Below are 22922 nucleotides of genomic sequence, written 5' to 3' on the forward strand. Positions count from 1 at the left end.
GATCGAACCGACCCCGGAGCCTCCGATGCCATTGATCGCCCGCCTCGCCGCCCTGCCCCTTCTGCTCATCGCGTGCGCCACGCTGGCCCAGCCGCTCTATCGCAGCGTCGACAAGAACGGCAAGGTGACGTTCACGGACCAGCCGCCGGCCGCCAACGTGCAGCCGGCAGCCCCGCGCGGCAGCAACGCGACCGCCGTCGGCGCCAGCAACAACAGCGGCGCCCTGCCTATGAACTGCGGCAAGTCGTGCAGCGCTACCCCGTGACGATCTACACCAGCGACGAGTGCGGGCCGTGCGGTGCCGGGCGATCGCTTCTGGTCACGCGCGGCGTACCGTTCGACGAGCGCATCGTGAAGACCGACGCCGACACTGCCGCCCTGCAGCGCATCAGCGGACAAATTTCGCTGCCACTGCTGTCGATCGGATCGCAGCAACTCAAGGGGTTTTCAGACCAGGAATGGTCGCAATACCTCGACGCGGCCGGCTACCCGAAGAGTTCGCAGCTGCCAGCGGCCTACCGCGTGTCGCCGCCGCAGCCCCTGGTCGCGCAGACAGCTGCGCCTTCGGCTGCCCCGGCCGCGCCGCTGGTCGTCCAGCCGCTGCCGGTGCCGCCGCCCTCGGGTCCGACGCCGAGCAATCCTGCCGGCATCAAGTTCTGAATCCGGCTCAGTCGAACGTCAGCGTCTGCACGCCGGACGGCGTGCCGAGCAAGCACACGTTCGCCTTCTGGCAGGCGAACACACCCACCGTCACCACGCCGGGCCACTGGCTCACCTCCGCCTCGAACGCGCGCGGATCGGAGATCTTCAGGCCGGTCACATCGACGATGTGCTGCCCGTTGTCGGTCACCAGAGCCACCCCGTCTTTCTCGCGCACCTGACCTTCGCCGCCCAGCTGCGCGAACTGCCGGATGATGCTGCGCGCCGCCATCGGGATCACCTCGACCGGCAGCGGAAACGCACCCAGCGTGTCGACCAGCTTCGACGCATCCGCGATGCACACGAAGCGCTTCGACTGCGCGGCGACGATCTTCTCCCGCGTGAGCGCGGCGCCGCCCCCCTTGATCATGTGGCCGCGGTGATCGATTTCGTCGGCGCCGTCGATGTAGACCGAGATGTCTTCCACCTCGTTGCTGTCGAACACCGGGATGCCGAGTGCACGCAGTCGCTCGGTGGAGGCGACCGAGCTCGACACCGCGCCCTTGATCTCGTCCTTGATCGTCGCCAGCGCATCGATGAACTTGTTGACCGTGGAACCGGTGCCCACGCCGACGATCTGCCCCTTGACCACGTACGCGAGGGCGGCCTCGCCGACCTGGGTCTTCATCTGGTCTTGCGTCAGGGCGGGCGTGGTCGAGGTCATCGGGGGAGAATCCAGTGCTGTTTGAAGACCTGAATTATCCGATGCTCTCCTCGCTCTACGGCCTCGCGCGCCCCTTCCTCTTCGGCTTCGACCCGGAGCACGCACACGAACTCACGCTCGGTGCGCTCGCGCGCACGCAGAACACACCGCTGGCCTGCGCCTACGCGTCGCCCCGGGTGGACGATCCGGTGACGCTGGCCGGGCTGAATTTTCCGAACCGGATCGGCCTGGCGGCGGGCCTCGACAAGAACGCGCGTTGCATCGACGCGTTCTCCGCCATGGGGTTCGGTTTCGTCGAGGTCGGCACCGTCACGCCGAAGCCGCAGCCGGGCAGCGCGAAACCGCGCATCTTCCGTCTGCCGCAACGCGACGCGCTCATCAACCGGCTGGGCTTCAACAACGACGGGCTCGATGCCTTCGTCGCGAATGTGCAGCGCGCACGCTTTCGCAAGTCGACCGCGAAAACGCCGATGCTCCTGGGGCTGAACATCGGCAAGAACGGCGCGACGCCGATCGAGCGCGCCACCGACGACTACCTGATCGCGCTCGACGGCGTGTATCCGCACGCCGACTACGTGGCCGTCAATATTTCGAGCCCCAACACGGCCAACCTGCGGACGCTGCAAAGTGACGAGGCACTGGACACGCTGCTGGGCGCCGTCGCTTCACGCCGTGAAGAACTGACAGCGCTCCACGGCAAGCGCGTTCCGCTGTTCGTGAAGATCGCACCCGACCTCGATGCCGCACAGATCGCGGTGATCGCCGCAGCCTTGCAGCGACACGGCATGGACGGCGTGATCGCATCGAACACCACGCTGTCGCGCGAAGCGGTCAGCGGGTTGCCGCATGCGGAGGAAACAGGCGGTCTGTCGGGAGCACCGGTGCGTGAAGCCAGCAACCGGGTGATCGCGCAGTTCCGGGCTGCGCTGGGACCGGGCTACCCGATCATCGGCGTGGGCGGCGTGTTGAGTGGCGCAGACGCCAAGGCCAAGATTGCGGCCGGCGCCGACGTCGTCCAGATGTACACGGGACTTATCTATCGCGGCCCGGCGCTGGTGCGCGAGGCGGCCCAGGCGCTGCGCAATTTGCGCAACCCCTGAGCCGCCTGTCTCAGCGCATGCGCCAGAGCACTGGCGCGAGAAACGCGGCCCAACGCAGCAAGCGACGGGGCTTCAACACCACCACCGCAGCCGCCGTCGCGACACCCACGGCGACGGGGTGCTTGCGCGCGATGCGCAGGGCGGCCGCGGTCGCGGACTCATCGGGCGGTGGCGCATCGTCGACGGCCTCTTCACGGTGGCGCATGTCGGCACCGGCCTGCAGGCGCGCGATGCGTTGACGCTGCGTTTCGATGCGTTCGAGCAGTTCCTGGCGGGTCGCCGGGCGCGGCTCGCGCGGTGGCGGCTCTTCGTCGTCCCGACCGAAGCGATCCTGAAACCACTCCCAGTCACGTTCGAGCTCTCGCCGCGCAGGTACGAAGGCGTTCGACGCTTCACGGAACGTCGACAGGAACGCCACGACTGCCGCGATCCACAGCACCGACCACGCACCAGCAATCCACCACGCAGCGGCAGTGCGTTGGGGCGTGTCCCAAAAGTGCACGACGATCGCCATCGACAACAGCGCCACGGTCACGGTCGTCAGCCCCGCGGCCACGATGCCCAACAGCACCATGCGCTTGATCCGCTGTTTTTCGTCGTCCCACGCCATGCGAACCAGTTGAACGCGGTCCTCGGCGGCCAGCGCCCCTTCGCCGATCGCTGCGCGCACACGGCGGACGCGGGCATCCAGCCCCAACAGGGCCAGGAGCCTCATCGACTAGCGACGTCCGAGCAGCAAGCCAACCAGCACGCCGACCGCCAGCGCGGCACCGGCGATCTGCCATGGCTCGTCGTGCGCGTAGGCATTGGCGGTGTCGGCCGCTTCACGTGCCTTCTTGGCCGCGATGCGCGCTTTCTCGGCGGTGATTTCCTTGGCGATGGCCAGCTTGGCATCGACGCGTTGGCGCATCTGTTTGATGTGCGGCACGGCGTCGAGGTCCTTGCTCGCGAGAACGCCGCGCACGTCTTCGACCACCGCGTCGGCGGCCGCTTCAAGGTTACTGGTTGCACTCATTGGATCTTCCCTCTTCGGATTGGCGCCGGCACCGTGCCGGCGGGTTCACTCGCCTGCAATAGGCGTGCCTTGCCATGGTACATGGCAGCTCAGGCTGATTCGAGCATTTGCTTCACGTGTTCGGCAATGGCGAGGCTGCTCGTCAGCCCCGGGGATTCGATGCCGAACAAATTGATGAGGCCGGGCACGCCATGCGTCTCCGCGCCCTGGATCATGAAGTCCTGTGCTGCCTCCCCGGGTCCGGACAGTTTGGGGCGAATGCCGGCATAGCCGGGCTGCAGCGCGCCATCCGGCAATGCGGGCCAGTAGCGCCGAACTTCGGCGTAAAAGGCGTCGCCACGAGTTGGGTCGACCACCAGATCGTCCGGGGATGCCACCCACTGCACGTCCGGGCCGAACTTGGCTTGCCCGCCCAGGTCGAGCGTCAGGTGAACGCCGAGGCCGCCGGCTTCGGGCACCGGGTAGATCAGTCGGCTGAACGGCGCCCGGCTCGCGAGGGTGAAGTAGTTGCCCTTGGCGAAATGCGAGACGGGAACGGTGGCCGGTGGCAGGCCGGCAAAAGAACGGGCCAGGGCTGGCGCTTGCAGTCCGGCGGCGTTCACCACGCTTCGGCAACGCAAGGTCGTGCCGTCGCTTGCCATCAGGTCGATCACGCCATTGGCGATGCGGGCGCTCTCGATGCCCGACTTCAGCGCGACCACGCCACCCGCATTCTCGAGATCGCCCTGCAGACTCAACATGAAGGCGTGGCTGTCGACGATGCCGGTGCTGGGCGAGTGCAATGCTGCCATGCACGCGAGCGCAGGCTCCAGCGCGAGCGCCTCGTCGCGACCGAGCAATGTCAGATCGTTGACGCCGTTGCGCTGTGCCTTGGCAACGATTGCCTCCAACTCTGCGAGCTGCGGCGGCGAAGTCGCCACGATCAGCTTTCCGCATCGACGATGCGGTAGTGCTCTCGCCTCCAGATAGTGATACAGCAGCGCCTTGCCTGCGACGCACAAGCGTGCTTTCAGCGAGCCCTGCGGGTAGTAAATGCCGGCGTGAATGACCTCACTGTTGCGGGAACTCGTGCCGGTGCCGATGGCACTCTCCGCCTCCAGAACGATCACTTCCCGCCCCTGCAGCGCCAAAGCCCGCGCGACAGCGAGCCCGACGACGCCTGCGCCGATCACGGCGCAATCGAATGTGTCCATCGCGCGAGCTTAGCCGCTCGCCCAGTGCACCGACCTCAGCGTGCGGGCACGAAAGCGACCATGCGAAGCGTCGGCCAGCGGAATGCCGCTGCACGCATGAACGATCGATGGGCGATGAACCGAAGTGACGACCTCTCCGGCACGAGGGGACGTTCGGGGTCGAGTGGCGGCGCGCCCGGGTTCAGCGGTCCCTGGTCGGGTTCCACGGGCATTTGCCCGGGGGCCTCATCGGGCGTGATGGGGGTCGGCAGGTCGGGTGCAATGGCCATTTGAAATCTCCTTGGGTTTGGAGCTTTCTACGTCGCCTCGTTCACGCAGGCGCCAGCGCACGACGGCAGTTGGCGTGGGCCTGAGCCGACACCCTCGGTACCGAATTGAGAAGGAATTGGTGGGCGGTGGAGGTTTCGAACCTCCGACCCCAGCAGTGTGAATGCTGTGCTCTACCCCTGAGCTAACCGCCCGTGCGCTGCGAGTGCAGTGCGTTGGATTTCGCGTTGTGCGCGAAGCCTTCGATTATGCCACAGCCTCTTCAGACACCCACGCGAAAAAGCGTCCGGCCATTGCTGGATTTGTCGAGCTGCGCGAGCAACGCCTCGTGCGCCACCATTTCATGGTCGGTCGCCGCCAGCACCGGCAATTCGAAGCGGCTCAGGTCGACGGCAACGACGGTGCCGATCGCCGGTTCGTTGGACGCCACCTCGATCAGCAAGGCGTCCTGGCCGCGCGTGAGGTTGATATAGACGTCGGCCAGCAGCTGCGCATCGAGCTTGGCGCCGTGAAATGTGCGGTTCGACCGGTCCACGCCGAAGCGGTCGCACAACGCATCGAGCGAGTTGCGCTTGCCGGGGTACACCAGCTTGGCCATGGCCAGCGTGTCGGTCACTTCGTCGACGAACGTGCGCAATGGCGGAAGACCGGCCAGTTCCAGTTCCTTGTTGAGAAAACCCACGTCGAAGGCGGCGTTGTGAATGATCAGCTCGGCGCCGCGAAGGTACTCGACGACATCGTTCGCGAGCGTGGCGAACTTCGGCTTGTCGCGCAGAAAGTCGGTGGTGAGCCCGTGCACCTTCAGCGCATCTTCATGGCTTTCGCGCCCGGGATTGAAGTAGACGTGGAAGTCGTTGCCGGTGAGCTTGCGGTTGAACAGCTCGACGCAACCCAACTCGATGACGCGGTCGCCGTTTTCGGCGGAGAGACCCGTGGTTTCGGTGTCGAGAACAATTTGGCGCATGCAGGATTATTGCGGACCGTATGATGGCGACTATTAACATTTAGTCACCATGCAATACAAAACGTTTCAATTGGTGTTGACGCTCGCGCTGGTGGGTGTTTCGCTCGCCGCGGAGTCGCAACCCAAACCGATCGTCATTGGCCAGAGCTATATCAAGACCGGACCGCTGCAATCGCTCTCGACAGAACCCCTCATAGGCATCAAGGCCATGTTGAACGCGGTCAACGCCAGCGGCGGCGTGAACGGCCGGCCGATCGAATTGCGGCAGCTCGACGATGCCTACGAAGGAGCGAAAGCCGCCGAGAACGTCAAGACCTTCGTCGGCGAAGGCGCCATCGGCATTCTCATGCCCATCGGCACGTCCTCCTCCGTCGGCGCGCTGAAGGCGGCCAACGAGCTCAAGGTGCCGATGGTCGGCCCCTACACAGGTGCTGGGCCGGTGGTGAAGTATTCGGACTACGGCTTCCCGGTGCGCATCAGTTTCGACGAGGAATACAGCCGCATCGTGAACCACCTCTTCACCATCGGCAGCACGCGCATCGCGTTCGCGCACAACGACAATCCGGGCGCGAAATCGGCGATGGAAAGCACCGCCCGGTTCATTTCGGAACGCGGCGACAAGATGGTCGGCAGCGTCGCCATCAAGAACGACGGCTCAGACGCCGCGGCGCGCGCAGCCGAGCTGGTCAAACTGCAGCCGAAAGTGATCGTTCTTTCGGCGACGAACGATGTGACCGCGAAGTTCATCAGCGCCTACCGCGCGGCTGGCGGCGAGACGGCTTTCTATTCGTTCTCGTTTCTGAACGGCCAGAAGCTCCACCAGGACATCCAGAAGGCCTCGGCCGGCGTGGTCATTTCACAGGTTGTGCCCTACCCCTGGAACGGCGCGCTGCCGATCATCTCGGAGTATCAGGCGGCGATGAAGAAGATCGGCGCCACGGATTTCAGCTACGGCAGCCTCGAGGGCTATGTGGCCGCGAAGGTGATGGTCGAAGGACTGAAGCGCGCAGGCGCGAATCCGACGGCCGAATCGCTGCACAAGGGGCTGGAGTCGTTCAAGTCGCTCGACCTCGGCGGCCTGGCAGTGCACTACCGCCCCGGCGAGCACCGCGGCCTCACGTTCTCCGAACTCTCGATGCTCAAGAGCGACGGGCGCTATCTGCGCTGATCCCGCTGACCTCCACGCTCAGTGATTTTCCTTGGCGTGATTGATCGAATACTTTGGGATCTCGACCGTCAGGTTTTCCTGCGCGAGGATCGCCTGGCAGCTCAGGCGTGACTGAGGCTCCAGACCCCAGGCGCGATCGAGCAGGTCTTCTTCGCCCTCTTCCGCCTCGTTGAGCGAATCGAAGCCCTGGCGCACCAGCACGTGACAGGTGGTGCAGGCGCAGCTCATCTCGCAGGCATGCTCGATGTTGATGTTGTGTTCGAGCATTGCCTCGCAGATCGAAGTGCCGGCTGGCGCGCTGATTTCGGCGCCTTGCGGGCAGTATTCGGGATGCGGAAGGATCTTGATGACGGGCATGGGGCAGTTCTGGTTCTAGAGCGATTCGACCTTGCGGCCCGACAACGCACGGGCGATCCCCGCGTTCATTCGCTGGGCGGCAAAGGCTTCGGTGGCGTCGGCGAGCGCCTTGGTGGCGGCTTCGACCACGGCTGCGTCGTTGCTCTGCGCCGCATCGCGCAGCGCGGTCATGGACGCATCGATCGCGCCGCGCTCATCGGCCGACAGCAGGTCGCTATCCGCATCGAGTGCACTTCGGGTGGCCAGCAGCATGCGGTCGGCGTCGACGCGGGCTTCGACCAATGCGCGGGCCTGCATGTCCTGCTGGGCCGTGGCAAAGCTGTCCTGGAGCATCGTGGCGATCTGGTCGTCCGAAAGGCCATACGACGGTTTGACCGTGACGCTGGCTTCCACGCCGCTTCCCTGCTCTCTGGCCGCCACGCTCAACAGTCCGTCGGCGTCGACGGTGAAGGTGACGCGAATGCGTGCTGCACCCGCCGACATCGGCGGGATGCCCCGCAACGTGAAGCGCGCGAGGCTGCGGCAATCGCTCACCAGATCGCGCTCGCCCTGGACCACATGCAACGCCAAGGCGGTCTGTCCGTCCTGGTAGGTCGTGAAATCCTGCGCCATCGCGGTGGGGATCGTCTGGTTGCGCGGCACGATGCGCTCGACCAAGCCGCCCATCGTCTCGATGCCCAGCGAAAGCGGAATCACATCGAGCAGCAACAGGTCGTCTGCACCGCCGTTGCCGGCCAGCTGGTTGGCCTGGATGGCAGCCCCGAGGGCGACCACCTCGTCAGGATTCAGGTTGGTCAGTGGCTCGCGGCCGAAAAAGGCCATCACGGCTTCGCGAATCTGCGGCATCCGCGTGGACCCGCCGACCAGCACGATGCCTTGCAAGTCATCGGCCTTCAGCTTCGCATCGCGCAGGGCCTTGCGCACCGCCGCGATGGTGCGATCGGTGAGCGCTTGGGTGGCCGCGTCGAACTGCTTACGGCTCACGTCGATGCGCACTGCAGCACCCGCCACGCGTGCGTCGAACGCTGTCGAGTCCGCAGCGGTGAGTGTTTCCTTGGCAGCACGTGCGGCCACCAGCACGGCGGCCTTGTCGGCATCGTTCTCGACCTGCAACCCGGTTTGCGCCAGCACGAAATCGGCCAGCGCGTGGTCGTAGTCGTCGCCGCCGAGTGCCGAGTCGCCGCCGGTCGAAATCACCTCGAAGACGCCTTGCGCGAGCCGCAGGATCGAGATGTCGAAGGTGCCGCCACCGAGGTCGTACACCGCGTAGACGCCATCGCTCGCGTTGTCGAGCCCGTAGGCAATGGCTGCGGCAGTCGGCTCGCTGATGAGGCGCAGCACGTTGAGGCCAGCGAGCTGTGCTGCGTCCTTCGTGGCCTGGCGTTGGCCCTCGTCGAAGTACGCCGGCACGGTGATGACTGCGCCATACAGTTCGTCATCGAACGTGTCTTCGGCGCGGTAGCGCAACGTGGCGAGGATCTCGGCGCTGATCTCGACAGGCGACTTGATGCCTGCCGCCGTCTGCACCTTGACCATGCCGCCTTCGTCGACGAGCTGGTAGGACATCGCATCGCGATTGGCGATGTCTGCCAGGCCGCGGCCCATGAGCCGCTTGATCGACGTGATCGTGTTGGTCGCGTCGTCCGCGCGTGCGGCGAGCGCCTCGAAGCCGATTTGCCGGCGCTCCGTGTCGACATAGCGCACGGCCGACGGAAGGATGACGCGACCGGCGTCGTCGGGCAGGCATTCGGCCACGCCGTTGCGCACCGCCGCGACGAGCGAGTGCGTGGTGCCGAGGTCGATGCCAACGGCGATCCGGCGCTGGTGCGGGTCGGGCGCCTGGCCCGGTTCGGAAATCTGCAGAAGTGCCATGACGCTATTGTCCCAAGGGATCGCTTTTGGCTTCGACGTCGTCGGCAAAGCGCTCGATGAACATGAGGGCTCTCACCTGTTGCACGGCCGCCGCGTAGTCGTGTTGCACGTCGATGAGTCGGTCGAGCGAGGACAGCGCGTCCGCCTGCGCGGCCTCCACTTCAGCGCGCAACGCCTCGATGGCCGGCGAATCGGTGGCGTCGTCGAGCGCCTCGCGCCATGCCATCTGCTGCATCAGGAAAGCACCCGGCATCGCGGTGTTGTTCTCGGCGTTCACCGGCGCGCCGTGCAGCTCACACAGGTAGCTCGCGCGTCGGACCGGGTCTTTCAGACGTTGGTAGGCCTCGTTGATGCGGACCGACCATTGCATCGCGACGCGCTGCGCTGCCGCGCCCTGCGCCGCGAAACGGTCGGGGTGCGCCTCGCGCTGGAGCTCTTTCCAGCGCGCATCCAGTGCATCACGCTTCTGCGCGAAAGTTGCCGGGACGGCGAACAGTTCGAAATCGGTGTCGTTGAGATTCATGGCAAAAAAATACCGCCGGTGTCGAAGCGGCGGCGTCTTGTCGGGAAGGCGGCTGCACCACGTGAGCCGCTTCGGGAGTGGGCTAGATCCTGAAACTTTCGCCGCAGCCGCAACGGTCGCGCTCGTTCGGATTGATGAACTTGAAGCCTTCGTTCAGGCCTTCGCGCACGAAGTCGAGCCGCGTGCCGTCGATGTAGGCCAGGCTCTTCGGGTCGACCAGCACCTTCACGCCCTGATCTTCGAAAACGACGTCTTCCGGCGCGAACTCGTCGACGTATTCCAGCTTGTAGGCAAGCCCCGAGCAGCCGGTGGTCTTGACGCCGAGCCGCACGCCCACGCCCTTGCCACGTTTCCCGAGGTACCGGTTGACGTGCCGCGCAGCGGCTTCGGTCAGCGTGACGGCCATGTCAGTGAACGGCTTCCGCTGTCGACTGGATGCCAACGGCGTGCTTCGCCTTGTAGTCGTTGACGGCCGCCTTGATCGCGTCTTCGGCAAGGATCGAGCAGTGAATCTTGACCGGCGGCAGCGCGAGTTCTTCCGCGATCTGCGCGTTCTTGAGGGCAGCCGCTTCGTCCAGCGTCTTGCCCTTGACCCATTCGGTCACGAGTGACGACGACGCGATGGCCGAACCGCAACCGTAGGTCTTGAAGCGTGCGTCCTCGATCACGCCGGTTTCCGGGTTGACCTTGATCTGCAGCTTCATGACGTCGCCGCAAGCCGGTGCACCGACCATGCCGGTGCCCACCGAGTCGTCGCCCTTTTCAAAGGAGCCGACGTTACGGGGATTTTCGTAGTGGTCGATGACCTTGGATGAATATGCCATGGTGTTTACCTCTTCAATTCGTGGGGTTCAATGTGCCGACCACTGGATCGTGCTGATGTCGATGCCGTCCTTGAACATTTCCCACAAGGGGCTCAGTTCGCGCAGCTTCGACACGTTGTGCTTGATGGTGGAGATCGCGTAGTCGATTTCTTCTTCGGTCGTGAAACGGCCGATCGTCATGCGCAGACTGCTGTGCGCCAGTTCGTCGCTGCGACCGAGCGCGCGCAACACATAGCTGGGCTCCAGGCTGGCCGACGTGCACGCGGAGCCCGACGACACCGCCAGGCCCTTGATGCCCATGATCAGCGACTCGCCCTCGACGTAGTTGAAGCTGATGTTCAGGTTGTGCGGTACGCGGTGCGCGAGATTGCCGTTCACGAAGACCTGCTCGACATCCTTGAGTCCGTCAAGCAATCGCTTCTGCAACCTCGCCGCCTGGGCGATGTCGTCCTTCATTTCGAGCTTGGCTAGGCGGAACGCTTCGCCCATGCCCACGATCTGGTGCGTGGGCAACGTGCCTGAACGCATGCCACGCTCGTGGCCGCCACCATGCAACTGGGCTTCGAGCCGAACGCGGGGCTTCCGGCGCACATACAAGGCGCCGATGCCCTTGGGGCCGTACGTCTTGTGCGACGCCAGGCTCATGAGATCGATCGGCAACGTCGCCATGTCAATCTCGACCTTGCCCGTCGCTTGCGCTGCGTCGCTGTGAAAGATCACGCCTTTTTCGCGGCAGGCATTGCCCAGCGCGACCACGTCCTGGATGACGCCGATCTCGTTGTTCACGAACATCACGCTGGCCAGGATGGTGTCGGGGCGAATCGCCGCCTTGAACTTCGCCAGGTCGAGCAGGCCGTCTTCCTCGACATCGAGGTAGGTCACTTCAAAACCCTGTCGTTCCAGTTCACGCATCGTGTCGAGCACCGCCTTGTGCTCGGTCTTGACGGTGATGAGATGCTTTCCCTTGCCCTTGTAGAACTGCGCTGCGCCCTTGATGGCGAGGTTGTTCGACTCGGTGGCGCCGGAGGTCCAGACGATCTCGCGTGGGTCGGCCCCGATCAGGTCGGCCACTTCGCCGCGGGCTTTTTCGACCGCTTCTTCGGCTTCCCAGCCCCACGCATGGCTGCGCGATGCCGGGTTGCCGAAATGCTCGCGCAGCCAGGGAATCATGGCGTCGACGACGCGCGGATCGACCGGCGTCGTAGCGCCGTAGTCGAGGTAGATCGGGAAATGAGGGGTGACGTCCATGGCTCGCTCAGGCTGGCGTGGGTTGAAGGAGGATGCGGTGAGGCTCAGGCAGCCGAAGGCGCTCCGAAGCGATCACGACTTGGCAAATACATTGCCGAGGGCAAACACGGAATTCGGTGCATTCACGCGAATTGGCTTGACCACCGGTTGCGCCGAAATCGCGCGCTTGATGACAGGCTTGTTCTCGATCTGCACACCCTTGGCGAGTTGATCGTCGACCAGTTTCTGCAACGTGACCGAATCGAGGAACTCGACCATCCGCTGATTCAGCGATGCCCAGAGTTCGTGCGTCATACAGCGGCCAGCTTCGCCGAGGCAGTTTTCCTTGCCGCCACATTGCGTCGCATCGATCGGTTCGTCCACCGACACGATGATGTCGGCCACGGTGATATCGGCTGCCTTGCGGCCGAGGCTGTAGCCGCCACCGGGCCCGCGGGTCGATTCGACCAGTTCATGGCGCCGCAGCTTGCCGAACAGCTGTTCGAGATAGGACAGCGAAATCTGTTGCCGCTGGCTGATGGCAGCCAAGGTGACAGGACCGGTGTTCTGACGCAACGCCAGATCGATCATGGCGGTGACCGCAAAACGGCCTTTGGTAGTGAGACGCATCGCAAGCTCCTTCAAGTGCTTACCGTTGAAATGACACCGCAACCAGGGGCCACGGTGACGTCGTCTCCGCCCTGCCCGACCCTTTGAAAGCTGGTGTTCCAGCCTGTCCGAGTCGGCCCTTCATCGCGAAGTTCTCTTGTTCTTGAGTATTTCGGTCAAGTATAGCAGAAAGACCTTCAAACTGCTCGGGTAAACCCGGTGTACGCCCCTGCGACGCTGTAGGCCAAAGCCTCAATTGCCCGGCGTCAGCACCACGATGTTGTCGCTGCCCGCCCCGCCGAACGCCTGCTCGCGCAGCAGGGCCAGCTGATCGCGCACGCGCGCCGCCTTCTCAAATTCGAGATTGCGGGCGTGTTCCAGCATGAGCTTTTCGAGCCGCTTGATTTCGCGCGACACGTCCTTCTCGCTCATGTCCTCGACCTTGGCGCGCTCCAGATCCAGCTTGGCCATCTCCTTGCCTGTTTTCTCGCTGTACACGCCATCGATCAGGTCGCGCACCTGTTTCACGATGCTGCGCGGCGTGATGCCGTGCGCCAGGTTGTGCGCGATTTGCCTGGTGCGGCGGCGCTCGGTCTCGTCGATCGCCTTTTTCATGGACTCCGTCATGCGGTCGGCATACAGGATCGCCTTGCCGTTCAGGTTGCGTGCCGCACGCCCGATTGTCTGGATGAGCGAGCGCTCGGCCCGCAAGAAGCCTTCCTTGTCCGCATCGAGGATCGCGACCAGCGAGACCTCCGGAATGTCCAGGCCTTCGCGCAGCAGGTTGATGCCGACCAGCACGTCGAACGTGCCCAACCGGAGGTCGCGCAGGATTTCCACCCGCTCCACCGTGTCGATGTCGCTGTGCAGGTAGCGCACCTTGACGCCGTTGTCGCTCAGGTAATCGGTGAGTTGCTCGGCCATCCGCTTGGTCAGCGTGGTGATCAGCACCCGCTCGTGCTTGTCGACGCGCAGCCGGATCTCGCCCAACACATCGTCGACCTGGTGCGTGGCCGGCCGCACTTCCACCTCGGGATCGATCAGGCCGGTGGGCCGCACCAGTTGCTCGACGGTGTTGCCCGAATGGTCCTTTTCGTACTGCGCCGGCGTGGCTGATACGAAGATCGCCTGGCGCATCCGCGTCTCGAACTCGTCGAACTTGAGCGGGCGGTTGTCCATGGCCGAAGGCAACCGGAAACCGTATTCGACCAGCGTGGTCTTGCGCGCGCGGTCGCCGCTGTACATGCCGTTCAGCTGGCCGATCATCTGATGGCTTTCATCGAGAAACATCAGCGCGTCCTTGGGGAGGTAGTCGGTCAGCGTCGCGGGCGGCTGTCCCGGCGCCGCGCCCGAAAGATGCCGTGAGTAGTTCTCGATGCCCTTGCAGTGGCCGATCTCGGCCAGCATTTCCAGGTCGAAGCGCGTGCGCTGCTCGATGCGCTGCGCCTCCACGAGCTTGCCCTGGCTGATGAATTCCTTGAGCCGTTCGGCCAGTTCGAGCTTGATGGTCTCCACCGCGCCCAATACCTTGTCGCGCGGCGTGACGTAGTGGCTCGACGGGTACACCGTGAAGCGCGGAATCTTCTGACGGATGCGGCCGGTGAGGGGATCGAACAGCTGGAGCGATTCGATCTCGTCGTCGAACAGCTCGATGCGGATCGCCAGTTCGCTGTGCTCGGCGGGGAACACGTCGATGGTGTCGCCGCGCACGCGAAAGGTGCCACGCGAGAAATCCTGCTCGTTGCGCGTGTACTGCATGCGGATCAGGCGGCCGATCACGTCGCGCTGCCCAATCTTGTCGCCGACGCGCATGATGAAACGCATCTGCGTGTAGTCCTCCGGCGTGCCGATGCCGTAGATCGCGCTCACCGTCGCGACGATCACCGTGTCGCGTCGCTCCAGCACGCTCTTGGTCGCCGACAGGCGCATCTGCTCGATGTGCTCGTTGATCGAGCTGTCCTTTTCGATGAACAGGTCGCGCTGCGGCACGTAGGCTTCGGGCTGGTAGTAGTCGTAGTAGCTCACGAAGTACTCGACGGCATTCTTCGGAAAGAATTCGCGGAATTCGCTGTAGAGCTGGGCCGCCAGCGTCTTGTTGGGCGCGAACACGATGGCCGGCCGGCCCAGTCGCGCGATCACGTTCGCCATGGTGAACGTCTTGCCCGAGCCCGTGACGCCCAGAAGCGTCTGGAACACCTCGCCGTCGTTCACGCCCTCGACCAGTCCGTCGATGGCCTTGGGCTGGTCCCCGGCGGGCGGATAGGGCTGGAACAGCTCGAACGGCGAGCCCTCGAACTTGACGAACTGCCCTTCGGGGGCGGGGCCGACCCCTGCGGGATCATGCGTGTCTGTGATGGCTTCAGTGATCTCTGGCATGGCTGTACCTGTCAGGTGGCGCTGGCGCCGGTAAAATTCAAGGCAACCGGAAAGCTTAAGCGCTCTCCCGGTTGCACGCCAAGATTCACCCCAAAGGACCCTTTCCATGTCTATGTTCACCGCGGTCGAAATGGCACCGCGCGACCCGATCCTCGGTCTCAACGAGCAATTTGCGGCCGATACCAACCCCAACAAGGTCAACCTCGGCGTGGGCGTCTACTACGACGACAACGGTAAATTGCCTTTGCTCAAGTGCGTGCAGGCCGCGGAACAGACCATGATCCAGACCCCGAGCGCGCGCGGCTACCTGCCGATCGACGGCATCGTGGCGTACGACAACGCGGTCAAGGGCTTGGTGTTCGGCGCCGACAGCGAGCCCGTCACCTCCGGCCGCGTGGCGACCGTTCAGGGCATCGGCGGCACCGGCGGCCTGAAGGTCGGCGCCGACTTCCTGAAAAAGCTCAACCCGAACGCGACCGTCCTGATCAGCGATCCGAGCTGGGAAAACCACCGCGCCCTGTTCACCCAGGCCGGCTTCCCGGTCGAGACATATCCTTACTACGACGCGGCCAGGCGCGGCGTGAATTTCGACGGCATGCTGGCAGCGCTCGACGCCGCGCCGGCCGGCACCATCGTCGTGTTGCACGCCTGCTGCCACAACCCGACCGGCTACGACATCAGCGCGACCCAGTGGGACCAGGTGATCGCCGCCGTCAAGGCGCGCAACCTCGTGCCCTTCCTCGACATGGCCTACCAGGGCTTCGGCTACGGCATCCAGGAAGACGGCGCCGTCATCGGCAAGTTTGTCGCGGCCGGCCTGACCTTCTTCGTGTCGACCTCGTTCTCCAAGAGCTTCAGCCTGTACGGCGAGCGCGTCGGCGCGTTGTCGGTGGTGTGCGAGAGCAAGGAAGAAGCCGCGCGCGTGCTGTCGCAGCTCAAGATCGCGATCCGCACCAACTACAGCAACCCGCCGATCCACGGTGGCGCCGTGGTCGCCGCGGTGCTCAACGACCCGACCCTGCGCGCGCAGTGGGAAGAAGAGCTCGCCGAAATGCGCGTGCGCATCAAGGCGATGCGTCAGAAGCTGGTCGACGGCCTCAAGGCGGCCGGCATCCAGCAGGACATGAGCTTCATCACGACGCAAATCGGCATGTTCAGTTATTCGGGCCTCAACAAGGACCAGATGGTTCGCCTGCGCAACGAGTTCGGCGTCTACGGCACCGACACCGGCCGCATGTGCGTGGCCGCGCTCAACAGCAAGAACATCGACTACGTTTGCGCCTCGATCGCCAAGGTGATCTGACCCGAAGGACGGTGGCGCGGGATTTGCGTGGCCTCTGGCCATGAACGCGCCACCGCATCCTCCGCTGCACGATTTGCTGCGGCACACCCCTTTCGACGATGCGCAGGCGATCTTCTCGGGCACCCTCTTCGTCGCCATGGCGATGCAGTTGTTCGGACAGGCCGGCCTGCTCACGGGCGGCACGGCCGGGACCGCTTTTCTGCGCCGCATGGGCCGCCCTTTCACCATCAAGACCTCCATCGCCATCGCGCTGTTGCCGGCCATGACCGAGTGGGCGCCGCGCCTGTTTTCCATCGACCGGCCGGAAAGGTGCAAATCGTGATCGACTGCAGCGTGGTGTTGCGGGCCCTGTTGATCATTCCTTCGCAGCGGGTGGCCTGGTCTGTTCTGGCCGCCGTGGTGATGGGCCGGTTTTTGTGGATCAACCACAAACCGGATCGCCACGCAGCCACCTGAATGGCGTTTCAGGGCGTCACCGAGGCGACGCATTCTGGGTGTTTGTGCCTACTTCGGCAGCGCAATGCTGCTGATATATTGCACCGCAACATAACAAGCCCCAGGGTCCCATGCTGTATCAACTCTACGAAGCGCAACGTTCCTTGATGGAACCGTTTTCCGATTTCGCACAGGCTGCATCCAAGCTGTATGGCCCCGGTGCCATCTGGAGCCAGATGCCGATGGCACAGCGCATGGCTGCCGGCTACGACCTTCTTTATCGTCTGGGCAAGGACTACGAAAAGCCCGAGTTCAACATCAAGAGCGTGAATGTCGATGGCGACGATGTCGTGATCCAGGAGGCGGTGGCAAAAGACAAGCCGTTCTGCCAGCTGATCCGCTTCAAGCGCTTCACCGATGAGCCCGACACGCTCAAGAAGCTCAAGAGCCAGCCTGTCGTGCTGATCGTGGCGCCCCTGTCGGGCCACTACGCCACGCTCCTGCGAGACACGGTTCGCACCATGTTGCAGGGCCACAAGGTCTACATCACCGACTGGAAGAACGCGCGCTTGGTGCCGACTTCCGAAGGCGAATTCCACCTGGACGACTACATCAACTACGTGCAGGAATTCATTCGTGATCTGCAGGCCGAATACGGCAACTGTCACGTGGTGAGCGTCTGCCAGCCGACGGTGCCGGTGCTGGCCGCCGTCTCGCTCATGGCCAGTCGCGGCGAGACACTGCCGCTCACGATGACCATGATGGGTGGCCCGATCGACGCTCGCAAGTCGCCGACCGCGGTGAACAATCTCGCGACCACCAAGGGCTTCGACTGGTTCGAAAACAACGTGATCTATCGTGTGCCGAAAGGTTTTGCCGGCGAGGGCCGCCGCGTGTACCCCGGCTTCCTGCAGCACACCGGTTTTGTCGCGATGAACCCGGACCGCCACGCGACCAGCCACTACGACTATTTCAAGGACCTGATGAAGGGTGACGACGCGAGCGTCGAGGCCCATCGCAAGTTCTACGACGAGTACAACGCGGTGCTCGACATGGACGCCGATTACTACCTCGACACGATCCGCACCGTGTTTCAGGACTTCAACCTCGTGCATGGCACGTGGGATGTGAAGAACCCGGCCGGGCAAATCGAGCGCGTCCGTCCGCAGGACATCCGCACCATCGCGCTCCTCACCGTCGAAGGCGAACTCGACGACATCTCGGGTTCGGGCCAGACCGAGGCCGCGCATGACCTGTGCACCGGCATTGCAGCCACCCAGCGCGAGCATTTCGAAGCCAAAGGTGCCGGCCACTACGGCATCTTCAGCGGCCGCCGCTGGCGCGAAACGGTCTACCCGAAGGTGCAGAAATTCATCGCCGCACACGACACGCCACAAAAGCGCGCCGGCGCCAAGACGCCTGCCGTCGAAGTCACCGCCGAAGAAACGGTCAAGCCCGCTCGCAAGCGCCCGGCCAAGGCGCTGGCCGCCGCGAAGCCTGCACGCAAGGCGCGCAGCACCAGCGCGCGCTGAGCGCACCCGAGAAAGACGCGCGGTCATGACAGCGACGCTGGCAGCGCGCATCAACGACGCGCTGCCGCAGACGCAGTGCACGCGCTGCGGCTATCCCGACTGTGCCGGCTATGCCGACGCGATCGCCGCGGGCGAAGCGGGCATCAACCAGTGCCCGCCGGGCGGCGCCGAAGGCATCGCTCGGCTCGCGCGGCTGACGGGTCGACCGGTGCTCGCACTCGACCCGCAATTCGGCACCGAAGGACCGCGTTCGATGGCCGTCATCGACGAGGCCTGGTGCATCGGCTGCACGCTCTGCCTCGACGCCTGCCCGCCCGACGCGATCGTCGGCATCCACAAACACATGCACACGGTCATCGAGGCGCATTGCACCGGTTGCGAGCTCTGCATCCCGGTGTGCCCGGTCGACTGCATCTCGCTGGAAGTCGAGACGCCGGGTCGAACGGGTTGGCAGGCCTGGTCGGCGACGCAAGCGAACAGTGCGCGCGAGCGTTATCGTTTGCATGCCACGCATCGCCCTGTTGCCGGGAGCCAGAACCCCGAAGCGCCAGAAGAAGCGCCGCTCGACGACGCGGGCAGTCGCAAGCGCGCGATCGTCGAAGCCGCCCTGGCGCGCGCCCGCGCGGCGTCGGCGGCGCGCAAGCCCTGATGCCGATCAGCCGGCCGAGAGCGCCGCGAAGGCCTTGACCACTTCCGGCGGCGCCTGGACCATTTCGATCAGCACGCCCTCGCCCGCGATCGGGAACTCATCGTTCGCCTTCGGATGCATGAAGCAGATATCGAAGCCGGCCGCGCCCTTGCGGATGCCGCCCGGCGCGAAGCGCACGCCCTGCGCCGTCAGCCATTCGACGGCGACGGGCAAGTCGTCGATCCACAACCCGATGTGATTGAGCGGCGTGTTGTGCACCGCCGGCTTCTTGTCGGGGTCGAGCGGCTGCATCAGATCGACCTCGACCTTGAACGGACCGCTGCCGATGGCACAAATGTCTTCGTCGACGTTTTCGCGCTCGCTCTTGAACGTGCCCGTCACTTCGAGGCCGAGCATGTCGACCCAGAGCTTCTGCAGGCGCAGCTTGTCCGGGCCTCCGATCGCGATCTGCTGGATGCCCAGCACCTTGAAAGGCCTGTCCTGAGCTTGTCGAAGGGGCCGCGCGTTCATGTGAACTCCAGAATGATCTGGTCGACCGCGAGCGACTCGCCCTTGTTCGCCGAGATCTTGCCGACCACGCCGTCCTGCGAGGCAAACAGCACGTTCTCCATTTTCATGGCCTCGATCACCGCGAGCTTCTCGCCGGCGCGAACTTGCTGACCCGGTTGCACGGACACTTCGGCGAGCAGGCCCGGCATCGGCGAAATCAGGAACTTGCTCAAATCCGGCGCCGCCTTGTAGGGCATCAATTCCAGGAGACGTGCGCCGAGCGGTGACAACACCATGGCCTCGATCTGCGTGCCGTCGTGCGACACGCGCAACGCCAATGGATTCTTGCCCGCACCCCGCTCGACCTGCGCCACGAACGGTTTGTCGTTTGTGGTGCCTTCCACGCGAATGCTGCCGAGCGCACCGTTGCTGTCGATCTTGTAGCTGCGATCACCCACCGCGACGGCACTGGCGCCATTGCGCCCCTGGAAGTCGGTGACCGACACCGGGTGGTGCACATGCTTGCCTTCCGGCCCCAGTTCGACCACCACGAACTGCTCGCCGACCTTGACGCCGTGCCCTTCGAGTTGACCGCTGATGCCCGACGCCCGCGCGCGGTAGCGGCGGTGCACATAGGCGGCCAGCGCGATCAGAAACTCAGGGTCGCTGTGCGGTACGTCTTCGGCAAGGAAACCCTGGCCGTAGTGCTCGGCGATGAAGCCGGTGTTGAAGTCGCCCGAGACGAACTTCGGGTGCGCCAGCAGCGCCGCCTGGAACGGGATGTTGCTGCTGATGCCGCGAATCACGAAGCCGTTGAGCGCCTCGCGCATCTTCGCGATCGCGTGGTTGCGGTCCTTGCCGTGCACGATGAGCTTGGCGATCATCGAGTCGTAGAACATCGGGATCTCGCCGCCGTCGTACACGCCGGTGTCGACGCGCACACCGTACAGGTGGTCGGTGTCGGCCGAGAACATCGTCTCGGTCGGCGGCTGGAACTTGACCAGTCGACCGGTCGACGGCAAGAAGTTGCGGAACGGGTCTTCGGCGTTGATGCGGCACTCGATGGCCCAGCCTTCCCGTTTTACGTCGGCTTGCTTGAGCGGCAGCGGCTCCCCAGCGGCGACGCGGATCATCAGCTCGACCAGATCGAGTCCGGTGATGCACTCCGTGACCGGGTGCTCCACCTGCAGCCGCGTGTTCATCTCGAGGAAGTAGAAGCTCTGGTCCTTGCCGACCACGAACTCGACCGTGCCCGCGCTCTGGTACTTCACGGCCTTGGCGAGCTGCACCGCCTGTTCGCCCATCGCCTTGCGCGTGGCGTCGGTGATGAATGGCGACGGCGCTTCTTCGATGACCTTCTGGTGCCGCCGTTGGATCGAGCACTCGCGCTCGTTCAGGTAGATCACGTTGCCCTGCGAATCGCCCAGCACCTGGATCTCGATGTGGCGCGGCTCGACCACGAACTTCTCGATGAAGACGCGGTCGTCTGCGAAGGAGTTGCGCGCCTCGTTGCGGCAGGCGGTGAAACCCTCGAAGGCCTCCTTGTCGTCGTGCGCCACGCGCAGGCCCTTGCCGCCGCCACCGGCCGAGGCCTTGATCATCACGGGGTAGCCGATGTCCTTGGCGATCTCGACGGCACGCTCGGCAGTTTCGATGGCTTCGTTCCAGCCCGGGATCGTGTTGACCTTCGCCTCGTTCGCGAGCTTCTTGGAAGCGATCTTGTCGCCCATCGCCGCGATCGAATGGTGCTTGGGACCGATGAAGACGATGCCCTCTTCTTCGACCTTGCGCGCGAAGGCTTCGTTCTCCGACAGGAAGCCGTAGCCCGGGTGCACCGCCTCGGCGCCTGTCTTCTTGCACGCCGCGATGATGCGATCGGCCTGCAGGTACGACTCGCGCGACGGCGCCGCACCGATGTGTACCGCCTCGTCGGCCAGCTCGACATGGCGCGACTCCTTGTCGGCGTCAGAATAGACGGCGACCGTGAGGATGCCCATCTTCTTCGCGGTCTTGATGACGCGGCAGGCGATTTCGCCGCGGTTGGCGATCAGGATTTTCTTGAACATGTTGTTCTTCTCAGAGCGGAATGTTGCCGTGCTTGCGCCACGGGTTTTCCAGTTTTTTGGCACGCAGCATCACCAACGACCGGCAGATTCGCTTGCGTGTCTCGTGCGGCAGGATCACGTCGTCGATGTAGCCACGCGTTGCCGCCACGTACGGGTTGGCAAAGCGCGCCTTGTATTCGGCCTCGCGTGCGGCGAGTTTCTCGGGTTCGTTCTTGTCTTCGCGAAAGATGATCTCGACCGCGCCCTTCGCGCCCATCACCGCGATCTCGGCGCGCGGCCAGGCGAGGTTGACATCGCCGCGCAGGTGCTTGGACGCCATCACGTCGTAAGCACCGCCGTAGGCCTTGCGCGTGATGACGGTGATCTTCGGCACCGTGCACTCGGCGTACGCATAGAGCAGCTTGGCCCCGTGCTTGATGATGCCGCCGTACTCCTGCCCCGTGCCGGGCATGAAGCCGGGCACGTCGACGAAGGTGACGACCGGAATGTTGAAGCAATCGCAAAAGCGCACGAAGCGCGCCGCCTTGATCGACGACTTGATGTCCAGGCAACCCGCCAGCACCAGCGGCTGATTCGCAACGATGCCGACCGTCTGGCCTTCCATGCGCGCGAAGCCGATCACGATGTTCTTCGCGTACTCGGGCTGCAACTCGAAAAAGTCGCCGTCGTCGACGACCTTCACGATCAGCTCCTTCATGTCATAGGGCTTGTTGGCGTTGTCGGGCACGAGCGTGTCGAGCGAATAGTCCGGCCGGTCGGCCGGGTCGCCCTTGCCGTTGTTGCCCAGGCGCACCGGCGGCTTCTCGCGGTTGTTGAGCGGCAGGTAGTTGTAGAGGCGGCGCAGCATCATGAGCGCCTCGACGTCGTTCTCGAAGGCCATGTCGGCCACGCCGCTGCGCGTGGTGTGGGTGATGGCGCCGCCGAGCTCTTCGGCCGTCACGTTTTCGTGCGTCACCGTCTTCACGACTTCGGGGCCGGTCACGAACATGTAGCTCGAGTCCTTCACCATGAAGATGAAGTCGGTCATGGCCGGCGAATAGACGGCGCCGCCCGCGCACGGGCCCATGATCATGCTGATCTGCGGCACCACGCCGCTGGCCATCACGTTGCGCTGGAACACGTCGGCGTAGCCGCCGAGCGAGGCCACCCCTTCCTGAATGCGCGCGCCACCCGAATCGTTCAGGCCGATGACCGGTGCGCCGACCTTCATTGCCTGGTCCATCACCTTGCAGATCTTCTCGGCGTGCGCTTCGCTGAGCGCGCCGCCGAACACGGTGAAGTCCTGGCTGAACACGAACACGAGGCGGCCGTTGATCATTCCGTAGCCGGTGACCACGCCGTCCCCCGGGATCTTTTGCTCGGCCATGCCGAAGTCGACCGAGCGATGCTCCACGAACATGTCCCACTCTTCGAAAGTGCCGTCGTCCAGCAACAGTTCGATGCGCTCGCGCGCGGTGAGCTTGCCCTTCTTGTGTTGCGCGTCGATGCGCTTCTGTCCGCCACCGAGGCGGGCTTTCGCGCGGCGTTCTTCGAGTTGGTCGATCAGTTCTTGCATGGTGTGGTGTTTCCGAGGCTGAAGATTCGATTGGC

Annotated in this window: 22 protein-coding genes, 1 tRNA gene and 2 pseudogenes; 7 read left to right on the forward strand and 18 right to left on the reverse strand. The window is 64.3% G+C overall.

Going from position 1 to position 22922, the window contains the following annotated elements; all coding sequences use genetic code 11:
- Positions 1–25 precede the first annotated feature (25 nt).
- Positions 26–660 (forward strand): annotated as a pseudogene (locus AX767_RS00905) (DUF4124 domain-containing protein).
- A gap of 7 nt (positions 661–667) precedes the next feature.
- Here the strand turns inward: AX767_RS00905 and rpiA are convergent.
- Entirely contained in the window at positions 668–1363 is a 696-nt protein-coding gene (gene rpiA, locus AX767_RS00910) for a ribose-5-phosphate isomerase RpiA (protein ID WP_068627940.1), read from the reverse strand.
- Positions 1364–1404: 41 nt separating this feature from the next.
- On the opposite strand from rpiA, the gene AX767_RS00915 reads away from it, so the two are divergent.
- Positions 1405–2463, forward strand: coding sequence for a quinone-dependent dihydroorotate dehydrogenase (locus AX767_RS00915; RefSeq protein ID WP_068633227.1), 1059 nt, complete (start codon positions 1405–1407; stop codon positions 2461–2463).
- A 10-nt stretch (positions 2464–2473) separates the two neighbouring features.
- Here the strand turns inward: AX767_RS00915 and AX767_RS00920 are convergent, their stop codons facing one another.
- From AX767_RS00920 to dnaQ, 6 genes are all read right to left on the reverse strand, one after another.
- Complete coding sequence (locus tag AX767_RS00920) at positions 2474–3178, reverse strand: phage holin family protein (protein ID WP_068627941.1); 705 nt, start codon at positions 3176–3178, stop codon at positions 2474–2476.
- 3 nt (positions 3179–3181) lie between these two features.
- Positions 3182–3478: a glycine zipper domain-containing protein gene (locus AX767_RS00925; RefSeq protein ID WP_068627942.1), complete on the reverse strand. Its 297-nt coding sequence runs from the start codon at positions 3476–3478 to the stop codon at positions 3182–3184.
- Between the two features lie 89 nt (positions 3479–3567).
- Positions 3568–4671, reverse strand: a complete 1104-nt coding sequence (locus AX767_RS00930) for an NAD(P)/FAD-dependent oxidoreductase (RefSeq protein ID WP_068627943.1) — start codon at positions 4669–4671, stop codon at positions 3568–3570.
- Between the two features lie 35 nt (positions 4672–4706).
- Positions 4707–4940, reverse strand: coding sequence for a hypothetical protein (locus tag AX767_RS00935; protein ID WP_068627944.1), 234 nt, complete (start codon positions 4938–4940; stop codon positions 4707–4709).
- Positions 4941–5057: 117 nt separating this feature from the next.
- A tRNA-Val gene (locus AX767_RS00940) sits at positions 5058–5132 on the reverse strand.
- A 68-nt stretch (positions 5133–5200) separates the two neighbouring features.
- On the reverse strand, positions 5201–5902 hold the full coding sequence (gene dnaQ / locus AX767_RS00945) for a DNA polymerase III subunit epsilon (RefSeq protein ID WP_068627945.1): 702 nt from the start codon (positions 5900–5902) through the stop codon (positions 5201–5203).
- A 49-nt stretch (positions 5903–5951) separates the two neighbouring features.
- On the opposite strand from dnaQ, the gene AX767_RS00950 reads away from it, so the two are divergent.
- Positions 5952–7070, forward strand: coding sequence for an ABC transporter substrate-binding protein (locus AX767_RS00950; RefSeq protein WP_068627946.1), 1119 nt, complete (start codon positions 5952–5954; stop codon positions 7068–7070).
- Between the two features lie 18 nt (positions 7071–7088).
- On the opposite strand, the gene fdx is transcribed toward AX767_RS00950, so the two are convergent.
- The 8 genes from fdx to uvrB form a co-directional block, all read right to left on the reverse strand.
- Positions 7089–7427 (reverse strand): ISC system 2Fe-2S type ferredoxin, encoded by a 339-nt coding sequence (gene fdx, locus AX767_RS00955; RefSeq protein ID WP_068627947.1) that lies wholly within the window; start codon positions 7425–7427, stop codon positions 7089–7091.
- A gap of 15 nt (positions 7428–7442) precedes the next feature.
- Positions 7443–9299: a Fe-S protein assembly chaperone HscA gene (hscA, locus tag AX767_RS00960; protein WP_068627948.1), complete on the reverse strand. Its 1857-nt coding sequence runs from the start codon at positions 9297–9299 to the stop codon at positions 7443–7445.
- A 4-nt stretch (positions 9300–9303) separates the two neighbouring features.
- Positions 9304–9822 (reverse strand): Fe-S protein assembly co-chaperone HscB, encoded by a 519-nt coding sequence (hscB, locus tag AX767_RS00965; RefSeq protein WP_068627949.1) that lies wholly within the window; start codon positions 9820–9822, stop codon positions 9304–9306.
- A gap of 82 nt (positions 9823–9904) precedes the next feature.
- On the reverse strand, positions 9905–10228 hold the full coding sequence (gene iscA, locus AX767_RS00970) for an iron-sulfur cluster assembly protein IscA (protein ID WP_068627950.1): 324 nt from the start codon (positions 10226–10228) through the stop codon (positions 9905–9907).
- A gap of 1 nt (position 10229) precedes the next feature.
- Positions 10230–10646 (reverse strand): Fe-S cluster assembly scaffold IscU, encoded by a 417-nt coding sequence (gene iscU, locus AX767_RS00975; RefSeq protein ID WP_068627951.1) that lies wholly within the window; start codon positions 10644–10646, stop codon positions 10230–10232.
- Positions 10647–10673: 27 nt separating this feature from the next.
- On the reverse strand, positions 10674–11894 hold the full coding sequence (locus AX767_RS00980) for an IscS subfamily cysteine desulfurase (protein ID WP_068627952.1): 1221 nt from the start codon (positions 11892–11894) through the stop codon (positions 10674–10676).
- A 72-nt stretch (positions 11895–11966) separates the two neighbouring features.
- Complete coding sequence (iscR, locus tag AX767_RS00985; protein ID WP_068627953.1) at positions 11967–12503, reverse strand: Fe-S cluster assembly transcriptional regulator IscR; 537 nt, start codon at positions 12501–12503, stop codon at positions 11967–11969.
- A gap of 231 nt (positions 12504–12734) precedes the next feature.
- Positions 12735–14858, reverse strand: coding sequence for an excinuclease ABC subunit UvrB (gene uvrB, locus AX767_RS00990; protein WP_068627954.1), 2124 nt, complete (start codon positions 14856–14858; stop codon positions 12735–12737).
- 106 nt (positions 14859–14964) lie between these two features.
- On the opposite strand from uvrB, the gene AX767_RS00995 reads away from it, so the two are divergent.
- From AX767_RS00995 to AX767_RS01010, 4 genes and pseudogenes are all read left to right on the forward strand, one after another.
- Positions 14965–16161, forward strand: coding sequence for an amino acid aminotransferase (locus AX767_RS00995; RefSeq protein WP_068627955.1), 1197 nt, complete (start codon positions 14965–14967; stop codon positions 16159–16161).
- A gap of 40 nt (positions 16162–16201) precedes the next feature.
- Positions 16202–16617 (forward strand): annotated as a pseudogene (locus AX767_RS01000) (hypothetical protein).
- Positions 16618–16727: 110 nt separating this feature from the next.
- Entirely contained in the window at positions 16728–18128 is a 1401-nt protein-coding gene (locus AX767_RS01005; protein ID WP_068627956.1) for a polyhydroxyalkanoate depolymerase, read from the forward strand.
- Positions 18129–18153: 25 nt separating this feature from the next.
- Complete coding sequence (locus AX767_RS01010; protein WP_068627957.1) at positions 18154–18777, forward strand: RnfABCDGE type electron transport complex subunit B; 624 nt, start codon at positions 18154–18156, stop codon at positions 18775–18777.
- 6 nt (positions 18778–18783) lie between these two features.
- Here AX767_RS01010 and AX767_RS01015 read toward each other — a convergent pair whose 3' ends face one another.
- From AX767_RS01015 to AX767_RS01025, 3 genes are read right to left on the reverse strand one after another with little or no spacing between them, the layout of a single operon-like run.
- Entirely contained in the window at positions 18784–19287 is a 504-nt protein-coding gene (locus AX767_RS01015; RefSeq protein ID WP_068627958.1) for a VOC family protein, read from the reverse strand.
- A complete protein-coding gene (gene accC / locus AX767_RS01020; RefSeq protein ID WP_068627959.1) occupies positions 19284–21332 on the reverse strand; it encodes an acetyl-CoA carboxylase biotin carboxylase subunit in 2049 nt (682 codons plus the stop codon). Before accC ends, AX767_RS01015 begins: the two co-directional genes overlap by 4 nt.
- A gap of 10 nt (positions 21333–21342) precedes the next feature.
- Entirely contained in the window at positions 21343–22887 is a 1545-nt protein-coding gene (locus AX767_RS01025) for an acyl-CoA carboxylase subunit beta (protein WP_068627960.1), read from the reverse strand.
- Positions 22888–22922 lie beyond the last annotated feature (35 nt).

The sequence above is a fragment of the Variovorax sp. PAMC 28711 genome, assembly GCF_001577265.1.
Classification (GTDB): Bacteria; Pseudomonadota; Gammaproteobacteria; order Burkholderiales; family Burkholderiaceae_C; genus Variovorax.